Source organism: Nocardia sp. NPDC060255, from assembly GCF_042727395.1.
In the GTDB taxonomy this organism is placed as follows: domain Bacteria; phylum Actinomycetota; class Actinomycetes; order Mycobacteriales; family Mycobacteriaceae; genus Nocardia.
Window position 1 is genome coordinate 112778 of sequence record NZ_JBHXAU010000017.1, and the last position, 21620, is coordinate 134397.

The 21620-nt window shown below is 67.7% G+C and carries 20 protein-coding genes and 1 pseudogene; 16 read left to right on the top strand and 5 right to left on the bottom strand.

The window, feature by feature from the left end:
• Positions 1–8: 8 nt before the first annotated feature.
• A complete protein-coding gene (locus tag ACFWF1_RS28040) occupies positions 9–872 on the bottom strand; it encodes a c-type cytochrome (RefSeq protein WP_191094313.1) in 864 nt (287 codons plus the stop codon).
• Positions 873–932: 60 nt separating this feature from the next.
• On the bottom strand, positions 933–1544 hold the full coding sequence (locus tag ACFWF1_RS28045) for a heme-copper oxidase subunit III (protein ID WP_379287052.1): 612 nt from the start codon (positions 1542–1544) through the stop codon (positions 933–935).
• Between the two features lie 239 nt (positions 1545–1783).
• Between ACFWF1_RS28045 and ACFWF1_RS28050 the strand changes: the two genes are divergently transcribed.
• The 4 genes from ACFWF1_RS28050 to ACFWF1_RS28065 all read left to right on the top strand — a co-directional run bounded on the left by ACFWF1_RS28050 (position 1784) and on the right by ACFWF1_RS28065 (position 4603).
• On the top strand, positions 1784–2236 hold the full coding sequence (locus ACFWF1_RS28050; RefSeq protein ID WP_379287050.1) for a hypothetical protein: 453 nt from the start codon (positions 1784–1786) through the stop codon (positions 2234–2236).
• 115 nt (positions 2237–2351) lie between these two features.
• Positions 2352–3413: an anthranilate phosphoribosyltransferase gene (gene trpD, locus ACFWF1_RS28055; protein WP_379287048.1), complete on the top strand. Its 1062-nt coding sequence runs from the start codon at positions 2352–2354 to the stop codon at positions 3411–3413.
• Between the two features lie 608 nt (positions 3414–4021).
• Positions 4022–4270 carry a hypothetical protein gene (locus tag ACFWF1_RS28060; RefSeq protein WP_379287046.1) on the top strand — a complete coding sequence of 83 codons (249 nt, stop codon included), beginning with the start codon at positions 4022–4024 and terminating at the stop codon, positions 4268–4270.
• A gap of 48 nt (positions 4271–4318) precedes the next feature.
• Positions 4319–4603, top strand: coding sequence for a hypothetical protein (locus tag ACFWF1_RS28065; protein WP_379287044.1), 285 nt, complete (start codon positions 4319–4321; stop codon positions 4601–4603).
• A gap of 6 nt (positions 4604–4609) precedes the next feature.
• On the opposite strand, the gene ACFWF1_RS28070 is transcribed toward ACFWF1_RS28065, so the two are convergent.
• Positions 4610–4885 (bottom strand): Lrp/AsnC ligand binding domain-containing protein, encoded by a 276-nt coding sequence (locus ACFWF1_RS28070; RefSeq protein ID WP_357382007.1) that lies wholly within the window; start codon positions 4883–4885, stop codon positions 4610–4612.
• 4 nt (positions 4886–4889) lie between these two features.
• Positions 4890–6965, bottom strand: a complete 2076-nt coding sequence (locus ACFWF1_RS28075) for a DEDD exonuclease domain-containing protein (RefSeq protein ID WP_379287043.1) — start codon at positions 6963–6965, stop codon at positions 4890–4892.
• 618 nt (positions 6966–7583) lie between these two features.
• Between ACFWF1_RS28075 and ACFWF1_RS28080 the strand changes: the two genes are divergently transcribed.
• From ACFWF1_RS28080 to ACFWF1_RS28125, 10 genes are all read left to right on the top strand, one after another.
• On the top strand, positions 7584–8156 hold the full coding sequence (locus ACFWF1_RS28080; RefSeq protein WP_357382009.1) for a C40 family peptidase: 573 nt from the start codon (positions 7584–7586) through the stop codon (positions 8154–8156).
• 265 nt (positions 8157–8421) lie between these two features.
• The gene (locus tag ACFWF1_RS28085) at positions 8422–9450 is read left to right on the top strand and encodes an NlpC/P60 family protein (protein WP_379287041.1); all 1029 of its coding nucleotides are present in this window, start codon (positions 8422–8424) and stop codon (positions 9448–9450) included.
• 77 nt (positions 9451–9527) lie between these two features.
• Positions 9528–10523, top strand: a complete 996-nt coding sequence (locus ACFWF1_RS28090) for a hypothetical protein (RefSeq protein WP_379287040.1) — start codon at positions 9528–9530, stop codon at positions 10521–10523.
• Between the two features lie 46 nt (positions 10524–10569).
• Complete coding sequence (locus ACFWF1_RS28095) at positions 10570–11697, top strand: glycosyltransferase family 4 protein (protein WP_379287038.1); 1128 nt, start codon at positions 10570–10572, stop codon at positions 11695–11697.
• 91 nt (positions 11698–11788) lie between these two features.
• On the top strand, positions 11789–12172 hold the full coding sequence (locus ACFWF1_RS28100; protein ID WP_379287037.1) for a polyketide cyclase / dehydrase and lipid transport: 384 nt from the start codon (positions 11789–11791) through the stop codon (positions 12170–12172).
• Between the two features lie 58 nt (positions 12173–12230).
• Entirely contained in the window at positions 12231–12668 is a 438-nt protein-coding gene (locus ACFWF1_RS28105) for an SRPBCC family protein (RefSeq protein ID WP_379287035.1), read from the top strand.
• Between the two features lie 23 nt (positions 12669–12691).
• Positions 12692–13954 carry an ArsA family ATPase gene (locus ACFWF1_RS28110; protein ID WP_379322230.1) on the top strand — a complete coding sequence of 421 codons (1263 nt, stop codon included), beginning with the start codon at positions 12692–12694 and terminating at the stop codon, positions 13952–13954.
• A complete protein-coding gene (locus tag ACFWF1_RS28115; RefSeq protein WP_379287033.1) occupies positions 13944–14642 on the top strand; it encodes a hypothetical protein in 699 nt (232 codons plus the stop codon). Before ACFWF1_RS28110 ends, ACFWF1_RS28115 begins: the two co-directional genes overlap by 11 nt.
• Positions 14639–15646: an ROK family glucokinase gene (locus ACFWF1_RS28120; protein WP_379287031.1), complete on the top strand. Its 1008-nt coding sequence runs from the start codon at positions 14639–14641 to the stop codon at positions 15644–15646. Before ACFWF1_RS28115 ends, ACFWF1_RS28120 begins: the two co-directional genes overlap by 4 nt.
• 349 nt (positions 15647–15995) lie before the next feature.
• On the top strand, positions 15996–16721 hold the full coding sequence (locus tag ACFWF1_RS28125; protein WP_357382024.1) for a lysophospholipid acyltransferase family protein: 726 nt from the start codon (positions 15996–15998) through the stop codon (positions 16719–16721).
• A 301-nt stretch (positions 16722–17022) separates the two neighbouring features.
• Here ACFWF1_RS28125 and ACFWF1_RS28130 read toward each other — a convergent pair whose 3' ends face one another.
• Complete coding sequence (locus ACFWF1_RS28130; RefSeq protein ID WP_379287030.1) at positions 17023–17973, bottom strand: Lrp/AsnC family transcriptional regulator; 951 nt, start codon at positions 17971–17973, stop codon at positions 17023–17025.
• Positions 17974–18176: 203 nt separating this feature from the next.
• On the opposite strand from ACFWF1_RS28130, the pseudogene ACFWF1_RS28135 reads away from it, so the two are divergent.
• Positions 18177–19732, top strand: a pseudogene (locus tag ACFWF1_RS28135) (alkaline phosphatase D family protein).
• Positions 19733–19783: 51 nt separating this feature from the next.
• Entirely contained in the window at positions 19784–21061 is a 1278-nt protein-coding gene (locus tag ACFWF1_RS28140) for an FAD-binding oxidoreductase (RefSeq protein WP_357382029.1), read from the top strand.
• Positions 21062–21620: the final 559 nt, after the last annotated feature.

A 21620-nucleotide genomic window follows, 5' to 3' on the forward strand; every position in this document is an offset into this window, starting at 1 on the left:
CTTCTCGCTCATGACCGTGACCCGATCCAAATCGCGGCACCGACGACCGTCGTAATACCGATCACCCACATGACCAGGCCCTCGGTCGCGGGACCGAAGCCGCCGAGGTCCCAGCCGCCGGGGGCCTTCTCCTCTTTCGCGTTCATGACGTAGGCGACGATGTCGCGCTTCTCTTCCGGCGACAGCTGCCGGTCGGAGAACTTCGGCATGTTCTGCGGGCCGGTCATCATCGCGTCGTAGATCTGCTGCTCGGAGGCGGGCTCCAGCGGGGGCGCGAACTTACCGGAGGACAGCGCGCCGCCGCGGCCGGTGAAGTTGTGGCAGGACGCGCAGTTCATCCGGAACAGTTCCGAACCGCGGGCGATGTCGTCGCCGCGCAGCGACTCCTGCGCGATCTCGCCGTTCGCGTCGCGCACCACGGTGGGGCCGCCACCGTTGGCCGCCACGTACGCCATCAGCGCGTCGGTCTGGTGCTCGTCGAACTTCGGTGGCTTGCGCTGCGCCTGGGCCTCGTTGCGGGCCATCGGCATGCGGCCGGAGGACACCTGGAAGTAGACGGCGGCCTCACCGACACCGATGAGGCTGGGGCCGCGGTCCTGGACACCCTGCAGGTTCGCACCGTGGCAGGTGATGCAGGACGTGTCGTAGAGCTGGTTGCCCTCGCGGATCAGCGCCGAGGAATCCTCGTTCGCGGTCGCCCGCTGCGGGTCCGGCGTCAAAGCCGCTGCCAGGAAGCCTGCTCCGACGAGGCCCACCAACAGCGCGAGCCCGCCCGCGATGCGACGGCGAACGCGGCGCTGCCTGCGTGTCTTGCTGGCCTCGCCGTTCCCGTTGCTGGCGGGCTCTGGCGCTGACGGGGGAGATGAACTCATCTGTGTCCCTTTGGAGTAGACGGAACCGACGTGTGCAAAAGACTGGGGGTTATGCCCGGCTCAGCGGACGAAGTAGATCGTGGCGAACAACCCGATCCACACGATGTCGACGAAGTGCCAGTAGTACGAGACGACGATCGCGGCAGTGGCCTGCGCCGGGGTGAACTTACTGACCTTGGTGCGGATCAGCAGGAACACGAACGCGATCAGACCGCCGATGACGTGCAAACCGTGGAAACCGGTGGTGATGTAGAACACCGAGCCGTAGGCGCTGCTCGAGATCGAGGTGCCTTCCTTGACCAGTGCGTGGTACTCCGTGCCCTGACCCGCGACGAACAGCGCGCCCATGATCAGGGTGATGACGTACCAGCGGCGCAGGCCGAACACGTCGCCACGCTCCGCGGCGAACACGCCCATCTGGCAGGTGAACGACGACGCGACCAGCACGGCGGTGACCGGCACGGCGAGCTTGAGGTTCAGCTCGGTCGGTTCCGGTGGCCAGACGCCGTGCGCCTGTGCGCGCGCGACGAAATACATCGCGAAGAGGCCGGCGAAGAACATCAACTCGCTGGACAGCCAGATGATGGTACCGACGCTGACCATGTTGGGCCGATTCAGCGAGTGCACACGCTGGGTAATGGCCGATCCGGGGGTCCCTACTGCGGTCGTCACGGGGGTAAGTATGACTCGTCGTAGTACGACACAAGTACCCGGGTGCGAAACTTGTGTCTCCGTGTCGGAAAACCCACGGACAGACGGCCTCTCGACCAGGGCTCGGCGTGTTGAGGTCGGCCCGCTCGCGACGTGGCGGCGTCGGTCGGGACGTGTTCACGTGCCGGGTCCGCGTGCCCTCGGGTAGCTGGACCACAGCATGACAGGTGTGCGTAAGTAAAAGCTGAGATGGAGGCGATGTGGCAGCGCGGTGGTTGGGTCGATTGTTCGGGCGTGGCGGGCCGGTGCCATTGGATCCGAGCAGGGCCGATCTGGTGGTGGTCGCGGCGAGTTTCGAGGACGCCGAGGCCTGTTCGGCGGCGCTGGCACGAGCCAGTGAGTGGGTGCCGGAGGCGGAAGCGGTGCTGCGGCATCATCTGCGGATTCCGCCGGGGCAGGTCGAGGCGGTGTGCGCGATCGCGGCGCAGGACGGGTATGCGCCCGCGCCGCAGGTTGGTGGGCCGGGGACCGATGCGCTGGAAACGGTGATCCTGCAGCGGGTGCAGGTGCTCGACGCGTTGCACTGTTCGCAGGAGCGTTCGCGGATGGCGGGGCTGGCGCAACGGCACGAGGGCACTGCGGACGGCTGGGATGCGCTGCAACCTCGTCCCGCGACCGAAGAATCCGGGCCTGGTATCAGGCCGCAGCCGTAAGTTCTCGTGAACTGGGTCGTGCCCGATTTAAGGAGGGGCTCCGCCCCGACAGTGGGCAGTAGGCTACTGCGCGACAAACTGGTGTGAAACCAGTGTGACGGGAGAAAGTAAGTTCATGAACGTGCGCAGCTGGCCCCAGGTGCTCGGAACCCTCGCCGACGGTGGCGACCTGGCCGCGGACGACACGGCATGGGCGATGGACGAGATCATGTCGGACAACGCCACCTCCGCCCAGATCGCGGCGTTCGGCGTCGCCATCAAGATCAAGGGGCCGACCGCCGCCGAGCTGACCGGCCTGGCCACCGGCATGCTGGAGCACGCCAGGTTGGTGCACATCGACGGCGACGCGGTGGACATCGTCGGCACCGGCGGTGACCGATCCGGTTCGGTGAACATCTCCACCATGTCCTCGATCGTGGTCGCCGCGGCCGGAGTGCCGGTGGTCAAGCACGGCAACCGCGCGGCCTCCTCCAAGAGCGGCGGCGCCGACGTGCTCGAATCGCTCGGCGTGCGGCTCGCGCTCGGGCCGGAGGCGGTGGCGCGCTGCGTGCGCGAGGTCGGCATCGGCTTCTGTTTCGCACCGGTATTCCATCCCGCACTGCGGTTCGCGGGCGCGGCCCGCAAGGAAATCGGCATTCCCACCGTCTTCAATGTGCTCGGGCCGCTGACGAATCCGGCGCAACCGCGCGCCGGACTGGTCGGCTGCGCGTTCACCGACCTGCTCCCGGTGATCGCGGGCGTCTTCGCCGCACGTGGCGGAAGCGCGCTGGTGGTGCGGGGCAACGACGGCCTCGACGAGATCACCACCTCCGACACCACCGCCGCCTGGGTGGTATCCGGCGGCCGAATGCGCGAAACCACGATCGACCCGACCCGCCTCGGTATCGCGCGCGTCGACCTGGAGGCGCTGCGCGGCGGCGACGCCGAGGTCAACGCGGGCGTGGCCCGAAGTGTCTTCGCCGGAACAACCGGCGCGGTCCGAGACGCAGTCCTGGTGAACTCAGCAGCCGCCATCGTCGCCTACGACTTGTCCCAGGGCACAGTCGATTACGAGGCCGACGTACACGACGCGCTCGCAGGTGGAATCGAGCGGGCCGCCGCGGCCATCGATTCCGGCAAGGCGGCCGCACTGCTCGAACGCTGGACAAAGCTGACCGTCACCCTCGGCGACCGCTGACCGCACGCACCAGCCTCAGGGGCGGGTGATCCACGCCGCCGCGCACACAATCGCTCGCCGCGCACACAATCGCCAGCAATATCGGACGCAGCACAACGAAACACGCGCGGCGACAACCGCCACCACGCCGGGGGCCCAGCGCCAGAGTGACTACCCGGCAGCCGAGTAGGCGGCGGGGGCCGCGCACACAATCGCTCGCCGCGCACACAATCGCCAGCAATATCGGGCGCAGCACAACAAAACACGCGCGGCGACAACCGCCGCCACGCTGTAGGCCCGGTGTCTACCCGCCTGGTAGGCGGCGCGGCCCCGCGCACGTATTCGTCTAGCGCGTACGGAATTGCTAGCAATATCGGGCGCAGCGCAACAAAACGCGCGCGGCGACGGCCGCCGCCGTGCTGCGCGCAGCGGCGACGGGGCCGGTTCGCTGGTTGGGTGCGGAACATGAGACATTGCGATAGCTGATGTGCATAAGATGTGGTCAGCGCGATAGCTAGATCGGCGACTCCATTTCACAGCCGGTTCGGTGCTCGTATGGGCCGGGCGGCTCGAGCGGCGAGGAGCACAGCATGCGACGGAGCGTTCGTGCAGTAGCCGGGGGTCTTTTGGTGGCAGCTGTCTGTGCCGCCGCTCCGATCGCCGTGGCCGGTGGTTGTGGGCTGTTCGTGGACGGCGTGAACTACACCGGTCGAAACGGATGTGTGCTGCTCGGCGAGGACGCGATCCGTAATTTCCAGAACGACTCCGACAGTGTGGTGACTATCTATGCCGACGCCACCTGTCAGGGCGTTTCCACCGGGGTCCTCTCGCCGCACGACAGCGGCCCGTTCACCGGGAAGTCGATGATCGTCAGCTGATCCGGCTGCCAGCGAGAACCCCGGCTCCGACTGACGAAGGAGCCCAGCGTGAAGCACAGTGTTCGGATCGCACTCGGGGTGCTATCGGTGGTAGCTGTGTACGTCGCTCCGCTGGCCGGGGCGGCGGAGGGCGAATTGCTGGTCGACGGCACCGATTACGGCGGGCAGTCCGGGTGCATCGACCTCGGCCCCAACGCGCCACGCAAATTCAAGAACAACAGCGACCGCACGGTGACCTTATATATGAACGACCACTGCGTCGGTGCCGCCTCCGGCATCATTTCCGCCCGCGGCAGCGGCACCTACACCGCCAGTTCGATGTTGCGCAGCTGATCCCGCTCACTCCCCCAGCGAGAACCCGGCCTCGGTGTCCGCGCTGGCGTAGGACTTGAACGCGATGTGCGTGGTGGTCCGCGCGACGCCGGCGACCTTGTCGATCCGGTTGGTCACCACCTCGGCGATCTGCTCGTGGTCGCGCACCCGCACGATCGCGATCAGATCCACGTCACCCGCGCAGGAGTACACCTCGGCAACGCCATCGGTGTCCGCAACGGCCTGTGCGGTCTCGGGAATGCGGCCATTGTCGGCGTCAATCATCACGATCGCGGTAATCATGCGCTCAGCCTAAGCGTTCGACGTACGCCTCCCCAGCGGGTTGGTGGTGCGCCGCCGCATCCGCCACCTCCGCCCACCCCAACCATCGCCCGGCGCCATATATCGGCTCTCGATAGCCCTCGGTAGTCCGCACGATCCGCACCCCCGCCCGCGCCAACCACCGCACCACAAGCGCCGCTTCCTCCGGCGAGGCCCCCCGCAACGGCGGCACATTCACCGGCACCCAATCCTGGGCTGCAACTTCGCCCGCTGACAGCTCGTCAGCCGCAACACCGCCTGCCGCACTGAAACCCGCCGCGTCACCGCCTGTCACGGTGGAGTGCGGATCCCGAGGAACAGTGCCGCTGTTACCGACTGGACCTCGTTCAAGATCATGGGGAACCTGTGCAGGACGTCTCTCGGGCGATGCCACCACTATTTCCTCCTGATCATGAACGGCGTTGGCGACCAGCCGAACATCCGTCGCCGGAACGGGTGATCGAGGCGTCGAGGGAGGAATCCGCACGTCCGCCGCGATCTGGACCTGAGCGGAGACGCCGCCTTCGGGGATCACTGTTTCGGCGGACGCGACGATTTGTTCGACGACGGCCATCGGTGGCACTCCTCGTGCGGCATTCCCCGCGCCCGCGAGACGTCCGTAGCGGATGACGGCGAACTCCCAGCCGCCCGCGCCGTCGGGGTGGGCGGCGATCAGTTCGGCGATGCGGGCGATGGCGGTGAGGCGTTGGGTGCGGTGCAGGGCGCGGACGACGGCGACGGTGCGGTCGCGGAGGCGGGCTGCTGCCTCGAAATGTTCGGCGCGGGAATGGGTTTCGATGCGGTCGAGCATGGTGCGCAGTGGTGTGTCGGAGTAACCGGCGAAGAGTGCGCGGACGAGGGCGGGTGCTGGGGCGTATTCCTCTGTATTAATAGGAGTGCCCGAGGCGGCTGCCGGGCAGCCGCCGACGATCGCGGGCGGGCACTCGTGCGAGCCGTGCCGAGGCAGGCGGGTACTGCAGGTGCGCAGGCCGGTGTATTCGGCGATGATCACCGCCAGCTCGGTTGCGTCGGCGCGAGAGTTGAAGGGCCCCAGGGCATCCCGGTTCGGGGTGCGGACGATGGAGAATCGCGGGAAGGGTTCGTCGGTGAGCGTGATCCACCAGGCTCGCTTGGGGAACTTGGAGCGGCGGTTGTACGGCGGGGTGTGCGCGACGAGCAAACGCAGTTCGCGGACACCGGCCTCCAGCGCGTGCGCACACACCACATGGTCGACCCGGGTGGCCAGGGCGACCATCTCCTTCATCCGCCCCCGGGTCTCCGAACCGGTGAAGTAGTTGCGTACGCGGCGGCGCAGATTCACCGCCGTGCCGATATAGAGGACCTCCTCGGCCGGCCCGCGGAACAGGTACACACCGGGGCTCGCAGGCATGTCGGCGGCGAGGACCCGCTTGGCGCGCTGACGCGGGGTGACGTCGGGCAGGTAGTCGACCAGCTCGGTGAGGCTGTGCACGCCTTGATTGCCGACCCGGGCGATCAGCGCGTGCAGCACGTCAACAGTCGCCCGCGCGTCGTCCAGCGCCCGGTGCGTCGGTTGCGTGCTCGCACCGAGCAGCTGGGCCAGCGCGCTCAGCCGGACCGACGGCGCCTCATCCCGGCCGAGCACGCGGCGGGCCAGCTTCACGGTGCACAGCACGGTCGCCACGGGCCAGGCCATGTCGTGCGCCGCCGCGGCGGCCTTCAGAAACGCCATGTCGAACCGCGCGTTGTGCGCGACCAGCACCGCGCCCGACGCGAATTCGAGGAAACCGGGCAGCACCGACGCGATGCTGGGCGCCGCGTAGACCATGGCGGTGGTGATCCCGGTGACCTGCACGATCGCGGGCGGCACCGCCCGTCCCGGGTTGACCAGCGTGGCGAACTCGCCGAGCACCTCACCGCCGCGCACCTTCACCGCGCCTATCTCAGTGATCGCGTCACCGCCGGGACTGGTCCCGGTGGTCTCCAGGTCGACGACCACGAAGGTGGTGTCGAAGAGGGGCGTGTCGAGGTCATCGAAGACCAGTTGCTGAGCGGCGGGCTTGCGCGGCGCGGGGTCGGACACGGGCTGGAGCGTAGGGGGTGGGTCCGACAGGGATGGGCGCGCGCGGGCAGAGTTGGGCGCACACGAAAACGCCAGGAAATGTCTGAATTACACTGCGCGTATTCAAGTTCAGATACCCATGAAATGATCTAGAAAGCCAAAAAGTGACACAGGTCACATTGTTACATAAACCGTATCAATCGCTCGGGCGTGTCGAGCAACGCGGACGGGCCGCTTGACGCTCGCTGTGACCAATCACAGCCACCGGGCCGATCGGTCGGTACCAGACCAGCGGATGTCCCCGAGATGAACGTAGCGACCTGGGGGAATGTCCAAACGGTGCCCGCCGGCCCGCCCGGGAAGCATGGCATCGCTGACCGAGATAGCGACCGGGAAGCTCGCCGCCGGGAACGCGTCGTTATCTATTCGTGATTGTTGGGATATATCTCACACTGTTTAAGCGTGAATTCACACCCGCGCACGCATTTCGCAGGCGGCGGACTTTACAAACCCCCGTGATGTGTTCGTAACCTTTTCGAGACCTCACGGAGTCCGACGCACCAACCCGGTGCGAACGACACGAAGTCCGCGGCACCAGTCAGGGTGCGGCGTCGTGGGGCAGATTGGGAGTACCGCATCATGACGACCAAATCCGTCAAGCGTTCGGCGCAGCGTGCCGTCGCCGCCGGGGCCGTCGGCGCTGCCACCATCGGCGCGTTCCTGCTTCCGGCCGCCCCCGCATCGGCCCAGCCGGTGAACATCCCCGGCGTGGGAACCTTCGAGGTGCCGAACGAGATCCAGATCCCGCAGGGCATCCCGGGCATCGAACTGCCGGGCCAGGCGCCGCTGCCGTTCGTCGCCCCGAAGCGGACGATCGGCGAGGAAGCCCTCGACGCCGCCATGAGCAAGCTCGGCGCACCGTACGTGTACGGCGCCGCAGGCCCGAACGCGTTCGACTGCTCCGGCCTGGTCAAGTGGTCCTACGAGCAGGCGGGCCTGGAGCTGCCGCGCACCAGCGGAGCCCAGCTGTCCGCAGGCAGCCCGGTCTCGATGGACGACCTGCAGCCGGGCGACCTGGTGTCGTTCTACGGCGGCGGCCACTCCGGCCTGTACGCCGGCGACGGCAATGTCGTGCACGCGTCCACCGCGGGCACGCCCGTGCAGGTGGCCCCGATCTCCTCGATGCCGGTCGCCGGAGCCCGTCGCTTCTGAGAAACCGCTGGTCGGGCCGTACATCGCGGCCCGACCGCCGGACGGCTCCTGTGATCATTTCGTTCTCTACTGGACATAGACCCAGGCCGTTCCGTAACCTAATCGAGACCTTCTCGAACTACCCGGGGCGCGCACAGCGCAAACCTCGTTTTTCGCAGACAGGGGCTCGTCGGTTCAGATCGTCGGTTCCAGAGAGATCGTTTCACGAGAGAGCGGGGCACGGCAGGCTGTGGCAACTCACCGGAGACATGGCACGCGACGTCTGGTGGGAGGGGCACTGGCCGCTGGCGTCCTGGCCACCACTGCCCTCTACGGTGGCAGTCCGGCCGGAGCTGATCCGGTCGCACTCCCGTCCACGGCCAGCGAGGCCGTGCAGCGAATGATCGACCTCTCGCGACAGTCCGAGCAACTCAACCAGCAGGCGCTCGACGCGCAGAACGACCTCGACGCCAAGCAGGTGATCCAGCGCGACGCGGACGCCAAGCTGGCCGCGAGCACCGACGTGGTGAACCGTGCCCGCGACGAGGTGCGCAAGTACCAGCCGATCATCGACCGGACCGCGATCGCCGCCTATCAGGGCGCGCGCACCAACCGGCTGTTCGCCGTGCTGGTCAGCGATTCCCCGCAGCAACTGCTCGACCAGATGTCGACGCTGGACGTGCTCGCCGCGCAGACCTCCGCGCAGCTGGATCAGTACAAGGTGGCGACCGACTCCGCCGACGCCGCGGAAACCGTCGCGCGCCGAGCCGCCGACGAGGCCCGCGCGGCCGCCGACAAGGCCGACACCGTGCGCGCCGATCTGGAACGCAAACGCAGCGACCTCGGCGGCGCCATCGCCCAGGTGGTGCAGGCGTGGGGCTCGCTGTCCACCAAGGACAAGTCCGCCCTCGCCGGTTCGCCCTTCCCGCCCGGCTTCGATCGCGACAGCCTGCTGCAGGGGCTGGTCCCCGGCAGCGGCACCAGCGCGTTGGCCGCGGGCCTCACCCGCATCGGCGATCCCTACGTGTGGGGCGCGACCGGCCCGAACCAGTTCGACTGCTCCGGACTCGTCCAGTGGGCGTTCAAACAGGTCGGCAAGAACGTGCCGCGCACCAGCTCCGCGCAGGCGACCTACGGCACGCCGGTCTCCAAGGACGAACTACAACCCGGCGACGTCGTGTTCTTCTACTCCGACATCTCCCACGTAGGCATCTACGCGGGCAACGGACTCATGTTGCACGCCTCCACGTTCGGTGTCCCGGTCGCCGTCGCCCCCATGGGCTCGACGCCCTACAACTCCGCTCGGCGATACTGACCAACTATGAATGGACATAACCTGTCCAACCCCTACTGGTATCAGGCCATATCTGCGCCGGACGGCGAGGCGCAGCGGTGAGTGACCTGCGCGGTCTGCGCGCGTGGTGGTCGGCGCGGCGGCGGTTCGAGTTTTGCTTGACCGTTGCGATGGTGATCGCTTTCACCGGTTTTTGCGGTGCCCTGATCATGCTGCCGAATTCCGCGCTGCCGAAACCGCATGCGGCACAGGCGACCGCCGACGCCGTTGGGCAGGCCCCGGCCAGCGATCCGCGCTTGGCCGAGGTGCGGCGCAGTATCGAACCGTTCGGTCCGATCCTGGCGCACCAGGTCGCGACCGGCGACGGGCAACAATCGCTGGTCGTCGGCCATCCCGCGCAGCGCACCGAAATCGACGTGCTGGAGCGCGAACTCGCCGCCGCGACCACCGCGGTCACCGACGTGTGGGGCAAGGACTGGGCGCAGGCCAGCACGGTCGTCGTCGCCTCCTCCCCCTCCGAGTTCGCCGGCCTCGTGCACGCGGGCAGCATGTCCGCCGAGGTCGCCGCCGCCTCGGTGGCGGACCCGTTCGCACCGGGCACCCAGCCGACCGGCCAGCGCATCGTGTTCAGCCCCGACGCGGGCCGCCGCCTCGACCCCGCCGGACTGCGCACCCTGCTCCGCCACGAACTCACCCACATCGCCACCCGCGCCGAGACCCGCGACGGCGCGCCGCTGTGGATGCTCGAGGGTTTCGCCGACTACATCGCCCATCGCGGTCAGGGCCAGCGCTTCGCCGACATCGCACCCACCCTCACCGAGCAGGCCCGCCGCCACGACCTCCCGCGCGACTTGCCTGCCGACTCAGATTTCACCGGCCGCAATGCCGCAGGCACCTACGAACAAGCCTGGTCCGTCTGCGCCTATATCGCCGATAAATACGACCAGCCCCGACTGGTCGAGCTCTACCGCCAGATCGCCGCGGCCCGGCAAACTCCCGACACCGAAGACCAGATCCTGCAGAACGTGCTCGGCATCAGTCGCCCCGATTTCGTCGCCGACTGGCGCAACTGGCTGTCGACGCAAGCGGTCTGAGCCGCCGCGCGGCGCCCCCGCAAATCCAACACAGTAGGTTGTCACCATGGCCCGAACTCTGCTGGTGACCAATGATTTCCCGCCGCGGCCGGGTGGTATTCAGTCCTATCTGCATGCCTTGGCCGGTCAGCTCCCGCCGGACGATCTCGTCGTGTACGCCCCGCGCTGGCGCGGCGACAGCCATCTGAAATTCGATGCCATACAGAAGTTTCAGGTGGTCCGCCACCCCACCACGCTGATGCTGCCGACCCCGCTGGTGATGCGCCGGGCCGCACGGCTGCTGCGCAGCGAGAAATGCGACACCGTGTGGTTCGGCGCGGCCGCACCGCTCGCGCTGATGTCGCCGGTGCTGCGGCGCGCGGGGGCCGAGCGCATCCTGGCCAGCACGCACGGGCACGAGGTCGGCTGGTCCATGCTGCCCGGCGCCAGGCAGGCGCTGCGTCAGATCGGTGAGCACACCGACGTGGTCACCTATGTCAGCAAGTACACGCGCGGCCGTTTCGCGTCGGCGTTCGGGCGTAACGCCGCGCTGGAGTATCTGCCGCCGGGCGTGGACACCGACGCGTTCCGCCCGGACCCGGCCGCGCGCGCGGAACTGCGCGACCGCTACGGACTCGGCGACCGCCCGACGATCCTCTGCCTGTCCCGTCTGGTCCCGCGCAAGGGTCAGGACGCGCTGATCGTCGCGATGCGCGAGATCCGCGACCGCGTGTCCGGGGCCGTGCTGGTGATCGCGGGCGGCGGACCCTACGAGGAAAAGCTGCGCCAACTCGCCATCGCGGCGGGCGTTGCCGACGACGTCATCTTCACCGGCCGCGTCCCCTCCGGCGAGCTGGCCGCCCATCACACCCTCGCCGATGTCTTCGCCATGCCGTGCCGCACCCGTGGCGCGGGCCTCGACGTGGAAGGGCTCGGCATCGTGTATCTCGAAGCCTCCGCCTCCGGCGTGCCGGTCGTCGCCGGCCGTTCCGGTGGTGCTCCGGAAACGGTCATCGAGGGCGAAACCGGGCGCGTCGTAGACGGTCGCAACGTTCAGCAGATCACCGATGCCCTGGTAGACATCCTTTCCGATCCCGACGCGGCCGCCAGGATGGGTGCTGCGGGCCGGGCCTTCGTCGAGGAACGCTGGCGCTGGGACACCCACGGTGCCCGGCTCCGCCAACTGTTGCGGTAGCAGAGGCCGTCACCTCGGCCCGGAACAAAGTGACCGGTACTGCGCCGGAGCGAAGCGCCGCCGGGCCATGGCATCCATTAGGCTCAGCGCTGTGAGCACTATCCAGGTCGCCGACCAAACCTTCGTGGCCGCGCCAGGGATCGCCGTCGCCGATGTCCTATCGGCACCGAACAACTGGCGCCGCTGGTGGCCGGACCTGACCCTCGTCGTCCGGGAAGACCGGGGCGACAAGGGAATCCGCTGGACGGTCAGCGGCGCGCTGGACGGAACCATGGAAGTCTGGTTGCAGCCCGCGCTGGACGGCGTGATCGTGCACTACTTCCTGCACGCCGAACCGCAGCCCGCGCTGCCGGAGAACCGGATGGCCGCCGCCAACCGCGCCCGCCGCGTCGCAGGCCGCAACATGGCGTTCGAACTGAAATCCCGGCTGGAGGCGGGCCGTCCGGCCGGTGTCGCACCCGCACACGCCTCCTGACGCGCACCCCGCCGGCTCCCATCCCCAAGACCGACGCTGAAAGGAACCGCTGTCCGCCATGGCCGACAGGACCCAGAGGTCGATCATCATCGAGGCCACGTCGCAGCAGGTGATGTCCGTCATCGCCGATCTGGAGTCCTACCCGGAGTGGGTCTCGGCGGCGAAATCGGTCGAAGTACAGGAAAAGGGACCGGACGGCCGGGCGCGCACCGCGCGGTTCGTGCTGGACGCGGGCGTGGTGAAGGACAGCTATGTCCTCTCCTATACCTGGAGCCCGGACAACAAGGCGGTCAGCTGGACGCTGGTCAGCGGTGAGCTGCAGAAGGCGCAGAACGGCACCTACGAGCTGATCGATCAACCCGACGGCAACACCGAGGTCGTCTACACGCTCACCGTCGACCTGAACATCCCGATGATCGGCATGTTCAAACGCAAGGCCGAGAAGGTGATCACCGATACCGCGCTGAAAGAACTGAAGAAACGGGTCGAAGGCTGACGACGCACACGACCCGGGTCGAACTGTTCATCGGCAAAGGCGGGGTAGGCAAGACGACGCTGGCGTGCGCTACCGCCATGTCCTATGCCAGGTCGGGTAGCCGCGTGCTGGTGGCCTCGCTCGATCAGGCGCATTCGCTCGGGGACGCGCTCGGCTTCCGTTTTCCGCACGATCCCGGCACCGTCACCGGCATCGCGAACGTGCTGCCCGGCCTCGACGTGATCGAGGTGGATTCCCTTGCGCTGCTGGAGGATCGGTTCCGCGACGTGGTCCGGGTGCTGTCGCCCGGCTCCGGTCACGAGCACGGCATCGATCTCGCCGCGCTGGACCCGGCCGAGCTGACCGGCCTGCCCGGCGTGCAGGAACTGCTGATGCTCGTCGAGATCACCCAGTTCGCGAACGAGGACGACTGGGACGTGATCGTCGTCGACTGCCCGCCGTCGGCCGACATGCTGCGCATCATCACCGCGCCGGACACGCTGCTCGGCTATCTCGAACGGATCTGGCCGCCGCACGCCAGGGCGATGAGCACCGTCGGCACCGACCTGCGGCAGGCGATCCTCGCCGCGACCGTCGAACGGATCGTCAAGGCGGTCACCGAGGTCCGCGACCTGCTCGCCGACCATCAGCGCACCGGCGCGCGGCTGATCACGGTCGCCGAACGGGTCACCCTCGCCGAATCCGAGCGGGTTCGCTCCGCCGCCACGCTGCTCGGGCTGCGGCTGGACGCGGTGGTGGTCAACAAGGTGCTGCCGCCCACCTCCCCGCTCGACACCGAGCATCCCGCGGTGCACTGGTATCTGAACCGGCGCGGCGAACAGCTCGCCGCCATCGCCGAATTGGCGCGCTCGATGCCGGGTATCCCGCTGCTGATCGCCCAGCACACCGGACCGGAGCCGATCGGACTCACCTCGCTCGCGGCCCTGTCGTACGCGGTGGACTCGGACAGGAACACCGGCGGCACAGGACCTATGCTGAGCGACAGTCCGGCGGAGGTTGACGCGAGTTCCGGCGAACCGGTGGTTCGATGTGAATCAGGCACCGGTCTGCGGGCGATATACACACTGCGGATGCCCCTGCCCGTTGTCGATGCGGCAACGCTGCGACTTGGCCGAGTGGAGGACGATTTGATCGTGGGAGCGGACGGTGTCCGGCGGCGAGTGCGTCTCGCGCCGGTGTTGCGGCGGTGCACGGTCGACGGTGCGGAACTCGACGGCGGACATCTCGTGGTGCGATTCCGGCCGGATCCGGAGTTATGGCCCGAAGGTAGCGGCGATGAGCGGTGATCGGACTTCCGGATTCTTCCGGCGTGGTGCCGAAGGACACGAGGTGAGCGGGTTCTTCGGGCGCGGTAAGGGGGAGTCGGCCGAGGGCCGGGACGTGCCGGGCGATGGTTTCGGGCCGGATGCCGAGGACGCGGCAAGCCGTGGCGCGGAGGGTGATCAGGTCGGCGGCGGTGCTGGTCGAAGCGCCGAAGATGCGGACGTGAGCGGTGATCGGGCCGCACCCGGCGCCGCTGGTGGGCGGCCGGAAGATGCTGCGGGCGAAGGTGTTCCGGAGGGCATGGCCGAGTTCGTCGCGGAGTTGAAGCTGCTCGCAGAATCGGTGCTGGAGCGGGTGGAACCGGTATTACGTCAGGCCGCCGATGGGCAGGTCGAATGGTCGAGTTGCAGTTGGTGTCCCGTTTGCGCGGCCGCCGCGCTGATGCGTGGGCAACACCACGAGGTGCTGCAGACGGTGGCCGATCACGGCACCGCCATCGTGACGGTGCTGCGCGAGGCCTTGGCGGGGGTTCCGGTCGATCCGGTCATGCCGGAGTCCGATCCGACCGGCGGACCACAGCACAATCATGGTGTGCCACAGGACTATTCATCCGACACCGCGCCCCGCGCGGAATCCGCTGCCGGACAACACACATCGCGGACGCCCAAGCGGTCCCGCTATGTCAGCATCCCTGTGACGATCAAGGCATGACGCACCGCATAGCAGGTGCGCGACCGCTGACCGTCGGAATCGACGTCGGCGGCACCAACATTCGCGCCTCCGTGATCGACACCAGCGGCGAGGTCCTCGACACCGTCCAGGCGCCGACCCCGCATTCGGCCAAGGCGCTCGAGGATGCCCTCGCCCGCTCCGTTCGCGAACTGTGCCAACGGCATCCGATCGGCGCGGTGGGCTTGGCCGTCGCCGGTTTCATCAACGGCGACCGTTCCACCGTCCGCTTCGCCCCGCATCTGCCCTGGCAGGACACGCCCGTCGCGCAGCGGCTCACCGAACGGCTCGAGCTGCCCGTCATCCTCGAGCACGACGCGAATGCCGCCATGTGGGCCGAGTATCGGTTCGGCGCGGCCGCGGGCGGCCACAATGTGGTGCTCGTCGCGATCGGCACCGGCATCGGTGCCGCGCTGCTGATCGATGGGCAGCTGTATCGCGGAACCCACGGCGTCGCACCGGAACTCGGCCACCTGCAGGTCGTCCCGCAGGGTCGCGCCTGCCCGTGCGGTAAACGTGGCTGCTGGGAAAGGTATTGCAGCGGAACGGCACTCGCCGACACCGCGATCGAGATGCTGGCCACCGACCCGGTCCGGTCGGTCCTGGCCAAGGACGTCTACCGCGACCCCGGCTCACTCACCGGCCGCCGCGTCGCCAACGCCGCGCAGGACGGCGACCCGCTCGCGGTCCGGGTGATGGAGGATTTCGCCCGCTGGCTCGGCCTCGGACTGGCGTTCGTCAGCGATATCTTCGATCCCGACCTCGTCGTCATAGCCGGCGGCGTTAGCAGCTCCGCGCCCCTGTTCCTCGATGAAGCCCGCGAGGAGTACGCCCGCTCGGTAACCGGTGCGGGCCACCGCCCTCTCGCCCGCATCCGCACCACTCAACTCGGCGAGGCCGCAGGCATGATCGGCGCCGCCGACCTGGCCCGCGCCGCGCTGATCGAAACCGAACGCAAGTCCTCCCGAGTAGCTCGCAGCCGCTGACCCCGTCAACGAGCCCTGACCGGATCGTCGCCGGCCGTTGATCATGAAGCGGCCGCGCCCAACTCGGCGAGACGTTCCAGGGTGGCGCCCGGCCGACACCGTCCGGGTGGATAACGTTACATCACCTGCGGCAGTGGTATTCGATAGAGGAACGCTTGCTTCGGTCGCCGATGACCCAATTCCGGTCGCCGAGGAATCTGCTTCCGGTCGCCGATTACGGCGTGTCACCTTGCTCATGGCAGAGTGTGGTGAGATTCGCCGCTGCGGTTGGATGTGATCTGGGTCCAGCGGTAAAGTCGGCAACTGACGCAGGTGCCCGCCTCTATCCCGGTCCCGGGGGAAGGACGTCATGTTCTACTGGCTGCTGAAGTACGTGCTGCTGGGACCGTTCATGCATCTCTACAATCGGCCCACGGTCGAGGGTGTGGAGAACATTCCGGCGGACGGTCCGGCGATCATGGCGGGTAATCATCTCTCGTTCGCGGACTGGCTGTTCGCACCGCTGCTGAGCCCGCGGCGCATCAACTATCTGGCCAAGGCCGAATACTTCAACACCCCGGGCATCAAGGGCGCGTTCCAGAAGTGGTTCTTCACCACCTCCGGCCAGTTCCCGATCGACCGCACCGGCGCCGACGCGGCCGAGGACGCCCTCAACGCCGCGCGCAAGCTGCTCGACCAGGGCCGCCTCGTCGGCCTCTACCCCGAGGGCACCCGCTCCCCCGACGGCCGCCTGTACAAGGGCAAGACCGGCCTCGCCCGCCTCGCGCTGGAAACCGGCGTCCCCGTCATCCCGGTCGCCGTCATCGGCACCGACGACGTGAGCCCGCCCGGACCGTTCCGCTGGCGCCGCCGCAAGGTCACCGTCAAGTTCGGCACCCCCATCGACTTCTCGCGCTACGAAGGTATGGGCGGCAACCGCTTCGTCGAACGCGCCGTCACCGACGAGGTCATGTACGAGCTCATGCAACTCGGCGGCCAGGAATACGTAGACGTCTACGCCGCCAGCCTGAAGAAGAACATCCCCAACGGCAGCGCGCGCGAAGCAACCCGCATCCCGCACACCGCCGCCAGCTGAGCACCTCCAGCCACCAGAACGCCGCTAGCCAGCCCAATTGCTGACTGGCGGCGTTCTTCGTATTCGGAGGATGTTCTCCTCCAACGCTCACCGAGCACCATCTCGCGCATTGCCATGGCGCACTCAGCATCTCAGCCATGCGGAAGGCTGCCGGTTGTCTGTCACTTCGGCTCGTCCGAGGTGAGGTGGACGGCCCAGTCCGGGACAGTTGGACGGCGAAGCGGACGAAGGTGGAGACGGCGGCGGCGGCGGGGGTCCACTCCGCAATCCGAGCATCCGTTGCCCACAACAACTTCCACCGTCAGAGCAGTAGCGCTCCCGCTCGCTTGATGGTTCTGATGATGGGGGCGGTTTCCATCGAGTTGATACCTTGCAGCGGAGCGATTCTTTCGGTCAGGAACAAGCTCAGATCGGTGGTGTCGCGGCAGTTGACCGCCGCCAGCAGGTTGGTCCCGCCGGTGGTCATGGCGGCGAAAGCGACCTCAGGCCTGCGGGCCAGGGCTTCGGCGACATCCACGACGTGCGCGGGCTGAGCATTGATCCACAGCCGAGCCTCGGTACGAAATCCGATCGCGGCAGGCGGCATATCGAGGTGGAACTGCAACACGCCCATGCGACGCAACGCGGCGAGGCGACGCCGCACCGTCGACTCCGACCACCCCGTCACCGTCGACAGTTCCGCGTAGGACGCGCGTCCGTCCCGATTGAGCGCATGCAGCAATGCCCGATCCCCGTCGTCCAATTCGACTGGGGCGGTCGATGATTCGACCAGCGGCGGTTCGAGAGCCGCCGCCTGCTCCGGCGCCAGTGCCGCCACACCTCCCCACCCCGACGGCAACGCGAACCCGCGCAACACGAGATGCGCCGAGACCGACACCACCCGACTGGTACGCGGCAACTTGTTCAGCAGCAACGCATCCTGCTCCTGGCTGCTCGCCGCCTGCACATTGCACGACACCTCGGTACCACCGGACAGCAGGTACACAAACGCGGTATCCGGACGGTCTGCCAACGCCTTCGCCACCGACATCGCCGCATCAGGCGTGCACCGCACCCGCACCGTCCAGGACACGTACCCGAGCCGCCCACCATTGACCAGGCCGACCACCCGCACCGTGCCCTCCCCGCGCAACTTGCGATAGCGCCGAGCAACGGTGTTCTCCGAAACCCCCAGCACCGCGGCGATGTCTCTAAACGCGACCCGCCCGTCGATATGCAGCGCATGAATCAGCCCACGATCGACAGTATCCATTGAGCCAGAATAGATCTGTGACGGTATCCAGCAGTCAACTGCTCCACGATGGTGGCGGCTACGATCCCCAGCCGAACAGTGCCGGTCCTACCGACGCGCCCGACCAACTACGTGAGCCACGCGACTCGGCCCCGGCCACCCCGTTACCCAATCAGACCGGACCCGTTCACATTGCGTTGAGATAGCTGGTCCAGGGTGATCCCATGACTGGTTCGACCTTCTCCCGCCGCACCCTGCTGCGCACCTCCGCACTCGGCCTGGTGGCTGCCCCCGCGCTGGCCGCGTGCTCGTCGGACGGACCGGCCCTGGTCAAACAGCGGCCGCTGCTGACACACGGTGTCGCGGTGGGTGACCCGCGCAGCGACGGCGCGCTGATCTGGGCCCGGGCCGACCGGCCCGCGACGCTGATCGTGGAGACGGCGTCCACCGAATCGTTCACGAACGTCAGGCGATTCACCGGACCGTTGCTCACGCCGGATTCCGACGGCACCGGACGGGTGCGCGTCAACGGCCGCCCGCGGGCGAGCAGGTGCATTACCGGGTGACGCTGGAGGGTGACGACGGCGGTCGCTCCGAACCGATCACCGGCGTGTTCCGCACCGTGCCCACGGGCGCGTCCGATATCCGGCTGCAGTGGTCCGGCGACGTCGTCGGCCAGGGTTACGGCATCAACCCCGACCTCGGCGGCATGAAGATCTTCTCCACCATGGCCGCCCGCGACCCGCACCTGTTCCTGCACTCGGGCGACTCGATCTATGCGGACAACCCGGTCAAGGAATCGGTGACGCTCCCGGACGGGCGAATCTGGCGCAACACCGTGCCCGAGGCGAAAAGCGCTCCCGCGCAAACCCTTCAGCAGTATCGCGGCGCCTACGCCTACAACCTGACCGACCAGAACTACCTCCGCTTCAACACCTCGGTCGCACAGGTGGTGCAGTGGGACGACCACGAGACGGTCAACAATTGGTACCCCGGCGGCCTCGTCCCGGCGTCCAAGGGCTACGCCGAGCGCAGCATGGACGTGCTGGCCACCCGCGCCTGGCAGGCGTTCCACGAGTGGATGCCGGTGGAGCCCAAGGAGGCGGTGGACGGCCGCCTGTACCGCAAGATCTCCTACGGTCCGCTGCTCGACATCTTCGTGCTGGACATGCGGACCTACAAGGACACCAACGACGCCGACAACGGCCCCGAGGGCCGCATTTTCGGTCCGGCACAAACGAAGTGGTTGATCGAGGGCCTGCGCGACTCCAAGGCCACGTGGAAGATCGTCGCCAACGACCTGCCGCTCGGCTTGGTTGTCAAGGACGGTGAACAGCCGAACACCACCGCGTTCGAGGGTCCGGCCAACGGCGACCCCGGCGCGCCGTCCGGCCGGGAAACCGAAATCGCCCAGGTGCTCTCGTCGATCAAGGCGAACAAGGTGACCGATGTGGTCTGGCTGACCGCCGACGTGCACTACACCGCGGCACACCACTACGCGCCCGAGCGCGCGGCGTTCACCGACTTCGACGAGTTCTGGGAGTTCGTCTCCGGGCCGCTCAACGCCGGTGCGTTCGGACCGAACCCGCTGGACGGGACGTTCGGACCCGAGGCGGTGTTCGTGCACGCGCCCACCGTGCAGAACGCTTCGCCGCTCGACGCCTTCCAACATTTCGGCGAAGTACAGATCGACGGCAAGTCAAGGGAACTGACAGTCAATTTGTGCGATGCGAGCGGATCCGTGCTGTTCAGCCAGCGACTCGAACCGACCGTCCGGTAGCACACAAGATCGGGGAGGCGGCGCGGGCCGCGCTGTAGTAGCTTTCGTGCCATGAGCACGCCGCAGTTTGTCTCCGCCGAGGAATACCTACCCCGCGATACGGCGGATGTCGTTCGCACGGTTCGGGATTCACGCGGCCGCGCGGAACCGCTCACCGTGCGCGGCGGCGAGCAACTGGACGATGGACTCACACTGCCCGCCCAGCCGACCGTGGTGTCGCTGCGCCGGATGAATCAGGTGCTCGACATCAACCTGGGGCGGCGGACAGTGCGGGTGCAGGCCGGCGCCAAGCTGTCCGACATCGACCGGCGGCTCGGCGCGCACGGGCTCGGGCTGCCGATCGTCGGCGACCATCGCGACATCACCGCGGGCGGATTCGCGTCCGTGGGCGGGGTGAGCGCGGCGTCGCACAAGTACGGCATGTTCATCGACCAGGTCGTCGATCTGGAGTACGTGGACAACGACGGACGCATCGGCACCTGCGGGCGCACCCACCACGCCGAGCGGTTCCACCGCATCCTCGGCGCGGGTGGGCGCGCGGGCATCATCACCGCGCTCACCCTCGACGTGATCGACATCGACAAGGACCGCACCTGGCTCACCACCAACGCCGACCGGTTCCTCGACTTCGACTCCTTCGTCGAACACGCCTACGCCGAGATCATGCGGCCCGGCAACGCGGCACTGCAGGTGGGTCGCTGGGTCGACACCGCGCCGTTGAAGGTCGCGCGGCCGGGCGGCGTCGGACACGTGCAGCTGGGCACCGTGCGGTTCGGGCAGTGGTCGACGCTGCATCCCACCGCACCGACCCGCTCGGTGCGGGCGCGGCGCGAGGTGGGCTCGCGGGCGCGGAAGTCGCTGGGCGTCATCGCCTCCGCCGCCAGCGGGCCCGCGGGCATGCCGCTACGCAATGCCGCGGCAGGCGCGGTGCTGTTCGCGCCGAAGGTGCAAACCCTGCGCGACGCCGAATACCTCGCCGACACCGCCCTCAGCTCGTCCGAACGCGGACCGGCCTACCGGGTCGGCATTTTCGCGCCGCTGTCGAGCTACACGTCGGTGTTCTACCGCCTGCACGACCTGTTCGCCGGCCACCGCGAGCGCACCGGCTGCTTCACCGTCATCTCCGCGATGACCTACGGCGTGCGCTCCCGCTACCTGCGCTCCGAGTCCGCCGCCCGCGGCCTCTCCCCCGAAGACCACGGCCTGATCACCTTCACCAGCCGCCTCCGCCCCGCCGCCCTCCCCTCAGAACTGTTGCGCGACATAGTCTCCGGGATCGATGAGATCTGCCGTTCGGAGAACGCGCTGCGGTACGAGTCGGAGGAGTAGGCGTCATTGCGCTGGTGGTGATGGAAGGCACCCGCCGGTGCTGCAACTAGACCGTCGCATTGACGCAGGGGGCTTCCGGCGCGGTCGGTTGCCCGGCAGGGTCAGTCCTGATGTGCGGCAAAGCCACCGGGATGCGATGCAGCACCACAAAATCCCGCCCGCGCGCGCGATTCAGTGCGGTCATCGATGCCACCGGGTCACTGTGCCCGGTACACCGGACATCGACGGGCATGCCCGCCTTCATGCGAAGGTGACAGGTAGCCAGAGCGCACCACGAGCTGAACCGCTTGCTGAAGATCTGCACTCTCACTCGGGATCGGCACTCGGAATAGGGCCCTAAAGCCAGTGCAGGTCCCGAGTTAGGGTGCAGATTCTGCTTGCGGGGGGTCGCGGGGGCTGACGGTGTGACACGTGCGTCGGATGGGGGGTGAACACGCGATTCAACGCGCGAGTGCGCCACAAATCACGCTTCCATCTGATAGTGAAAGAAATGCCTTTCGAGTAGGAGCGCGAGGTGCGGAATATGACATTCGTTGCCGTCGCCGTCGCGGATGGGAGC

Bases quoted from the DNA above. Each gene is read 5' to 3' on its own strand.
- ACFWF1_RS28095 (WP_379287038.1), top strand. From the start codon at position 10,570: ATGGCCCGAACTCTGCTGGTGACCAATGATTTCCCGCCGCGGCCGGGT.
- ACFWF1_RS28105 (WP_379287035.1), top strand. From the start codon at position 12,231: ATGGCCGACAGGACCCAGAGGTCGATCATCATCGAGGCCACGTCGCAG.
- ACFWF1_RS28120 (WP_379287031.1), top strand. From the start codon at position 14,639: ATGACGCACCGCATAGCAGGTGCGCGACCGCTGACCGTCGGAATCGAC.
- ACFWF1_RS28070 (WP_357382007.1), bottom strand. From the start codon at position 4,885: ATGATTACCGCGATCGTGATGATTGACGCCGACAATGGCCGCATTCCC.
- ACFWF1_RS28130 (WP_379287030.1), bottom strand. From the start codon at position 17,973: ATGGATACTGTCGATCGTGGGCTGATTCATGCGCTGCATATCGACGGG.
- ACFWF1_RS28040 (WP_191094313.1), bottom strand. From the start codon at position 872: ATGAGTTCATCTCCCCCGTCAGCGCCAGAGCCCGCCAGCAACGGGAAC.
- ACFWF1_RS28115 (WP_379287033.1), top strand. From the start codon at position 13,944: ATGAGCGGTGATCGGACTTCCGGATTCTTCCGGCGTGGTGCCGAAGGA.
- trpD (WP_379287048.1), top strand. From the start codon at position 2,352: ATGAACGTGCGCAGCTGGCCCCAGGTGCTCGGAACCCTCGCCGACGGT.
- ACFWF1_RS28140 (WP_357382029.1), top strand. From the start codon at position 19,784: ATGAGCACGCCGCAGTTTGTCTCCGCCGAGGAATACCTACCCCGCGAT.
- ACFWF1_RS28080 (WP_357382009.1), top strand. From the start codon at position 7,584: ATGACGACCAAATCCGTCAAGCGTTCGGCGCAGCGTGCCGTCGCCGCC.
- ACFWF1_RS28125 (WP_357382024.1), top strand. From the start codon at position 15,996: ATGTTCTACTGGCTGCTGAAGTACGTGCTGCTGGGACCGTTCATGCAT.